General features: G+C 32.4%; 6 protein-coding genes. 4 read left to right on the forward strand and 2 right to left on the reverse strand.

Annotated features, from left to right (window positions below; all coding sequences use genetic code 11):
* Window positions 1–97 precede the first annotated feature (97 nt).
* The 4 genes from Q7I96_03100 to Q7I96_03115 all read left to right on the forward strand — a co-directional run bounded on the left by Q7I96_03100 (window position 98) and on the right by Q7I96_03115 (window position 6,549).
* Complete coding sequence (locus Q7I96_03100) at window positions 98–3,409, forward strand: histidine kinase N-terminal 7TM domain-containing protein (GenBank protein ID MDO9626600.1); 3,312 nt, start codon at window positions 98–100, stop codon at window positions 3,407–3,409.
* Between the two features lie 72 nt (window positions 3,410–3,481).
* Window positions 3,482–3,802, forward strand: coding sequence for a nucleotidyltransferase domain-containing protein (locus tag Q7I96_03105; protein ID MDO9626601.1), 321 nt, complete (start codon window positions 3,482–3,484; stop codon window positions 3,800–3,802).
* A 343-nt stretch (window positions 3,803–4,145) separates the two neighbouring features.
* Window positions 4,146–4,616 (forward strand): pyridoxamine 5'-phosphate oxidase family protein, encoded by a 471-nt coding sequence (locus Q7I96_03110; GenBank protein MDO9626602.1) that lies wholly within the window; start codon window positions 4,146–4,148, stop codon window positions 4,614–4,616.
* Window positions 4,617–4,695: 79 nt separating this feature from the next.
* Window positions 4,696–6,549, forward strand: a complete 1,854-nt coding sequence (locus tag Q7I96_03115; GenBank protein MDO9626603.1) for a lasso peptide isopeptide bond-forming cyclase — start codon at window positions 4,696–4,698, stop codon at window positions 6,547–6,549.
* A 13-nt stretch (window positions 6,550–6,562) separates the two neighbouring features.
* Here Q7I96_03115 and Q7I96_03120 read toward each other — a convergent pair whose 3' ends face one another.
* Window positions 6,563–6,688, reverse strand: a complete 126-nt coding sequence (locus Q7I96_03120) for a hypothetical protein (GenBank protein ID MDO9626604.1) — start codon at window positions 6,686–6,688, stop codon at window positions 6,563–6,565.
* Window positions 6,689–6,758: 70 nt separating this feature from the next.
* The coding region (locus Q7I96_03125; GenBank protein MDO9626605.1) for a DUF11 domain-containing protein at window positions 6,759–7,289 on the reverse strand (531 nt) is incomplete at its 5' end.

The raw sequence follows: 7,289 nt of genomic DNA on the forward strand, positions 1-7,289 counted from the left end.
ATTGTCAGTTAAAAAGAATTCATTGGCCTTTTTTTAGATATAGTAAAATATATTATCATTAGATTATATATTAAATTAATAATATGAAAGTTATGTTATGAATGGGCAATACTCGGCATTAGGAATCATTTTATTATTGTTTGCGATGGGGACTCTATCTCTTACCTTTCGCAGCTATCAACGGCCATTTACCCGTTTTAATACTTATTTTATATGTTTAACCTTAAGCGTATTTTTGTGGTACATGGGATCGGGCCTGGCATTATTAAGTTCAGATGCCAGTACCAAGATTATGTGGACCCAGATAACTTATATAGGTGCCACCACGGTCGCTGCTTTCTGGTTTCTTTTAGTCATGAGTTTTACTAAATATGATAAATATTTTAAACCCCTAAGCGTGGGACTTCTATTATTAACTCCCTTAATTATTACTATTATGGCTTTAACCAATGCCTGGCACGGCCTTATATGGCCCAGCATCACCCCGGTGTCTAGTGAACCGGGAGCACTACTCCTATATGAACAGGGCCCCTTATTTTATATTAATATCTTCTACAGTTACAGCCTATTATTAGTGGGAACCATAATTTTAAGCCAGAAAATACGAACCGAAGATAAAAAAAATAAACAAAAATTTTATATATTAATTTTAAGTGGGTTGATACCCTTAATTTTCAGTTTAATATATGCTTCAGGATTATCTCCAATTCCTGGTTTGGACATAACTCCCTTTGGCTTAAGTTTTTCCGTAATATTATTATTTTTAGGGATTTTCCGCTATAATTTACTAGACATTAACCAAATAGCCCATGATTTGCTCCTGCGTAATATTAAAAGTGGAGTAATGATATTTGATAATAATCACAAGTTGTTAGAAGTTAATCCCGCCGCAAGTATGCTTGATATAAATGATGATGATTTGGGTAATGATATTAATGATGTTTTAAAGGATTTAGGTGCCCTTAAGTCTTATTACCATAATCCAAGTGGTGATAATGAAATTTTTTTAAAGGACTATGATTTATGGCTTGAACTAAAACTTACTGAAATCTATGATCACTATGACGTTCAGGTAGGTCGTTTATTCAGATTCTCAGATATTACTCCACGTAAAAAAACTGAAGATGCTTTAAAACTAAGTGAACATAAAAGCAGAGCCATCCTGGAGGCCATACCAGATATTATGTTTATCATCCGAAAGGATGGTACCTTTATAGATTTTAAATCACCCAGCAATGACTACCTGGCACTTTCCCCGGAAAAAATTGTAGGAAGCAATATCTCTGAACTAAAACTGACCCCCCATTATCTGGAATTAGTCAGGAGTAAGATTAAAAATACTATTGATAACTCGGTCAGAGAAAAATTTGAATATGAACTAGAGCTAGAAGGAAATATTAATTATTTTGAGGCTCGTTTAACAAAATTAAATTCTAATGAAGTACTGGCCATTATTCGAAATATCAGTGAAATTAAAGAAATCCAGAAATCGCTCCGGGAATCAGAATCATTATATCGAACCTTATTTGAAAATACAGGAGTTCCCACCGGGATATTTAATAAAAAAGGTTTGTTTACTTTGGTAAATCATAAAATGGAGGAATTTTTAAATAGTTCTAAGAAAGAACTGGAGTTTAAAAAGACCTGGATGGATTTTACCCACCCCGACGATCTGCATCGCATGATTGAATATAATAAAATACGTCAAAAAAATCCGGAAAAAGCCCCTAATACCTATGAAACCAGATTAATTGATAATAATAGAGATGCACATCTCTCCCAAATAATGGTGGACCATATCCCATATCTGGATGAATACGTGGTTTCGGTAGTGGACATCACCCCTTTAAAAGAGGCACAGAAAAAACTGGAAGATAGTGAAAAGAAATACCGGGAAATATTTGAAAATGTACAAGATGTGCTCTACCAGGCCGATAATAAGGGGAAAATAATAGATATCAGCCCATCTATCAACCGTTACTCTGGATTTGATCGGGAAAAAATGATTGGTTCCCCTATTGAATCATGGTACCATCAACCCGAGGACCGCCAAGAATTATTAAATCAGATAAAAGAAAAAGGCGAAGTAGACCATTATGAGGTCCGGCTAAGAAATGATTTAAATGATACGTTTTATGTTTCCATAAACGCCCACCTTCGACATAATAAAAAAGGAGAAATTATAGGTGTGGAAGGGTCTCTGCGTGATATAAGTGAACAGAAAAGAATTGAAAAAGAAATGGAGTATCGTTTAGAACTAGAAAGCCTATTAATGGATATTTCTAAGAATTTCATCAACAAAAAACCAGAAATGGTGGATGATGCCATAAATGAAGCATTGCAAAAAATTGGTGAATTCAAGCAAGTAGATAGAAGCTACTTATTCCAATTAAACCCTGATGGTAATCTTTTAAGTAACACCCATGAGTGGTGTGCACCACATATAGAGCCACAAATTGATAATCTGCAGAATCTGGAAAAACCTTTCTTTAGATGGAGCCTGGGAAAACTTAAAAGTAAGGGGCAAATCCATATTAAATCGGTGAAAAACCTGCCAGATGAAGCTAAATTTGAAAGAAAATTATTATTATCAAAGGATACACAATCTATGACCGCGGTGGCCATGAAGTTTCATGGGAAGGTCCTGGGATATGTGGGTTTTGATATGGTTAAAATGGAGATGGATTGTAATAAAGGAGATATTGACCTTTTAATTTTGATGGGGGAAATATTCACCAACTTACTGGAGAAAAGATATACCGAAGAGAATATGGAAAAATCCATCAAGGAAAAAGAAGTACTACTGCGGGAGATACACCACCGGGTTAAAAATAATATGCAGATAGTATCCTCTCTATTGAATCTCCAGGCCAATTTTGAAGAGGAAGAGAAAGTTCAAAAAGTTTTAAGGGAGTCTCAGAATCGTATAAGATCCATGTCCATAGTCCATGAGAAGCTATACCAGTCCACCAGTTTAAGTGAGATAGAATTTGGAAGTTACCTCCAGCAACTAATAAAAGACATATTTTTAAGCTATACCGTATCCCCCGAAAAAATAAGGCCCATCATTGATGCGGAAGATATCTATATCAACCTGGATACAGCCATACCACTAGGTTTAATTGTCAATGAACTCCTAACCAACTCCATTAAATACGCATTTAAGGGAAGGGATACAGGTACTTTGAAGATTAATTTTAATAAAATTGATGATGAATTTATATTAAAGGTAAGTGATGATGGAGTGGGTTTAGGCCCGGATGTGGATATAGATAGTACTAAGACCTTAGGATTGCAACTGGTTAAAAGTCTATCCACGCAATTAGATGCTGATTTAAAGATTGATGGAACTAAGGGGACTAGTTTTACCTTTAAATTTAAAGAGATAAGTTATAGGAATAGGATTTAACTATAACTGACTTTAAGAATTATTATTTAATGAGGATAAAGTTTATTTTTAAGTTAACACATAAAATGAATTATGGAGCTCCAAGAAGAATACAAAAAAGCGGTTAATGAATTTGTCAAAAGAGCCCTCCAAAAATATGGTGATTCTATTAACAGCATAATACTATTCGGATCCGTAGCCCGGGGCGAAGCTCGAGAAGACTCTGATATCGATATTTTAGTTGTATGGACGGGTGATGAAGCAGAAGGGTGGAGAGAAATGAGTGGCCTGGCTTTTGACGTGCTTCTGGATACTGAAGACTATATTTCAATTAAAGTACTCCTTCCACAGGACTTAAAGACAAAAACACCATTTATAAACAATGTTATGAAAGAGGGTATGAAAATTGCATAAAGAATACCTTCAAACCGCAGAAGAAAAGCTAAATATCTTATTTAATGTGGCCTAAAATAATTATTCTGGGGAATCTAGAAATTTAATAATATACTTATTTTAATTTATATTCTTATTTTGCTTCTTATTGCTTTTTTAAAGGATTTTCAACTGAGATTATTTGATAATTTTTTAATATCTATATCTTTCAATTGAACAAAATAGTACAAAAATCTTTAAATATACTCGAATAAAAATAACTATTTTTAAAAATAATGAACAGTATTCTAGAAAAAGTAAGATAAAATGAAAAATATTTTTATCAAATGGAATCTGATTATTTTATATTCAAGGAGTAATTACAATGCAGTATAGAATGAAAAAACATCCGTTAAGTGAAGAAAAAATAACAGAATTACTGGAAAAAACTCCTGTTGGAAATATAGCAACTATAAATGAAAACGGATACCCTTACATTTTACCAGTGCACTTTGTCTACCATGATCACAAGATTTTCATCCACGGCTTACCCAGAGGCCAGAAAATAAGCAATATTTTAGCTAATGAAAAAGTATGTTTTGAAACTTTCATTATGAAAGGCCTTATTCTAGATGATGCACCATGTGATGTGAATACCGAATATGAAAGTGTGTTAATTCTGGGAAAAGCATCAATAATCAAGGATGATGTTGATTTAAAAATAAATATCCTAAATAAAATAGTGGCCAAATACACCCCACACTTAGAAGGAATTGATTTTCCAGAAAAGGCCGTGCGGGGTACCAGTATAATTGAAATAGAAATTGAAGAATGCGTGGGTAAATACTATAAATAATTATAATAGATACCATCCTAATAATCTATTATAATCTAAATACTTTTTTAAGGGCCGATAAAGTGATAAAAGTGAAACCATGAGCGCCATAACCGGAATATTCATGAGAAATGGAAAGAATGTAGATCCAGAACTCATGAAAAAAATGAATGAAAAATTATCTCACCGAGGCCCCGATGGATCGGCCATTTGGTGTGACGGGCCTGTGGGATTAGGCCACCAGATGCTGTGGACCACTCAAGAATCTTTGCATGAAAAGCTACCCTTTGAAGAAGATGGCCTAGTGATTACTGCAGATGCTCGTATTGATAATAGGGACGAATTATCTAGAGAATTAGGCCTTAAAGATGAGGAAGATGTTTCTGATAGTTATTTTATTTTGAAATCGTATGAGAAATGGGGTGAAGATTGTCCAGATAAGTTACTGGGCGACTTTGCCTTTGCTATCTGGGATAAAAAGGAAGAGAAGTTATTCTGTGCACGGGACCATATGGGAGTTAAGCCTTTTTACTATTATTTAGATGATGATATGTTTGTCTTTGGGACTGAGATTAAGGCCTTGTTTTGTGTGGATGGTGTTCCTAGGGAGATTAATGAGTTGAAGGTTGCCCATCATTTAATTCCTATTTCAACAGAACGCGACCTGACTTTCTATGAAAAAATATTCCGTCTACCTGCAGCACATAAAACAATTATAAATTTAAAAAATCATTCTAAAATAAAATACTGGGCTTTGAATCCTGATTTAGAAATCAAGCTTGATTGTATAGAGGATTATTATAAAAAATTTTATCAATTATTTGAAGAAGCTATAGAATGCAGATTAAGGACTCCATTTAAAGTTGGTTTTGAATTAAGTGGGGGTATTGATTCTTCATCAGTAGTAGTAATGGCAAAAAATATTTCAAATTATAAAACACCCATTAATACATTTTCACTGGTATTTGATAAAATAAAAGAATCTGATGAAAGTTATTATATTAAAAAAGTGGTAGAAACCGGAGGCATTAATCCTCATTATTTAGTTGCTGATTCAATAAGTCCTTTTAAAGAGATTAAAGAAATATTTTTTCATAATGAAGAACCCTCTCAAACGCCAAATATTGCAATGATATGGGAACTCTACAAAAAAATGGGTGAAAATGATGTTAGAGTAGTTTTAGGCGGACATGATGGAGATTGTCTTCTTTATAAAGGAGAAAAATATTTAATGGAACTTTTTTTTAATTTAAGGTGGAAAAAACTAATTCAAGAAATAATAAGTATATCTAATGTGCGAAAAGTACATCCAATTAAAATATTTATTGGTAATGTGATTTTCCCCTCAAGCAAAAAAATTGAAAATATCTGGTTAAAATTCAAAGGCATTAGAAAAGAAAAAGACTTCATTAATTTGAATAAAACTTTTGTAAAAAAATTTGATTTGAATAAAGAATATGAAAATCAATTTTTAAAACCTTTTGAAACTGCTAACAGCTCCAAAAAAATACATTATTATTATTTGACAAGTGGAACCCATCAAATGATATTTGAGATGATGGATAGATTAACAGGAGCATTTTCAATAGAGCCACGCCACCCTATGATGGATAAAAGACTCATAGAATTCTGTTACGCTGTTCCCACTGAAATAAAATATAATAATGGATGGGGTAGATTATTGGCTCGAATTGGTTTAGGTGATCTTCTACCTCCAAAAATTCAATGGAGAATTGGGAAGATCAATTTTTTCCCTGTATTTGAGAGAAACTTGTTAGTATATGAAAAAAATATTTTAGATGAATTAATATTCAAAAATAAATTCACAAAGAAATATTACAACTGCAAAGAATTGCCTCAAATTTATAAAAGATATAAAGATGGAATAAAAGGATCAGATTCTATAAACATATGGAAAATAGCAATTCTATCTATCTGGCTCAATAATAATTAAAAAAAATTATAGATTATGAATAAGGTTCCCCATATCTTGCTGCCAAATCACCTTTCCCATCTTGTCCTCCCTTGGTAATTACTTTTAAATCTCCATGATATGTTATAATAGGTTTTTTGTATTCTTTTTTATCATTCATAATATCACTATTTATTAATATATTATAAGTATTTTTTTTAAAAAAAAAAAAAAATAAAATAGGATTTTTCCTAATTTAATTGTTCACGTTCCATTATGTTTAGATATGTTTTTTTACTGTTATCATTGAAATTCCAATCGAATTGATCAACCGTCTCCAGTTTAGCTGTATTTATAACAGTATTCGCCGCATTGTTATTAACAATTACAGTAATACTTAAAGTTGCTTTTTCTTTGCTGTTGAAGTTTCCAATGTTCCATATTCCAGTATCAGGATCATATGTCCCGACTCCATGAGTATCAGCAGATACAAAATCCAATCCATCAGGAAGTAAATTTTTTATAGTTAATCCCGTGGCATCGTCACCTTGATTTTCAATATTAATGTTAATTGTGACTTCATCACCCACATTAGCCTCATTTATATCTAAACCATCAATATCCTGATCTATAACTAAATTAACTTGTTGGGGTATGGGTAAGGTTTTAGTCCTAACATTATTTGCAGTGTTTGGATCAAATTCAGACTGGTTAATTTTACTTAAAGTCACAGTCAAATCTCCACTTTTATTAATTAAAGTGAAAAAATTCAAAAATGCCCC

This window comes from Methanobacteriaceae archaeon (genome assembly GCA_030656015.1).
In the GTDB taxonomy this organism is placed as follows: Archaea; Methanobacteriota; Methanobacteria; order Methanobacteriales; family Methanobacteriaceae; genus UBA349.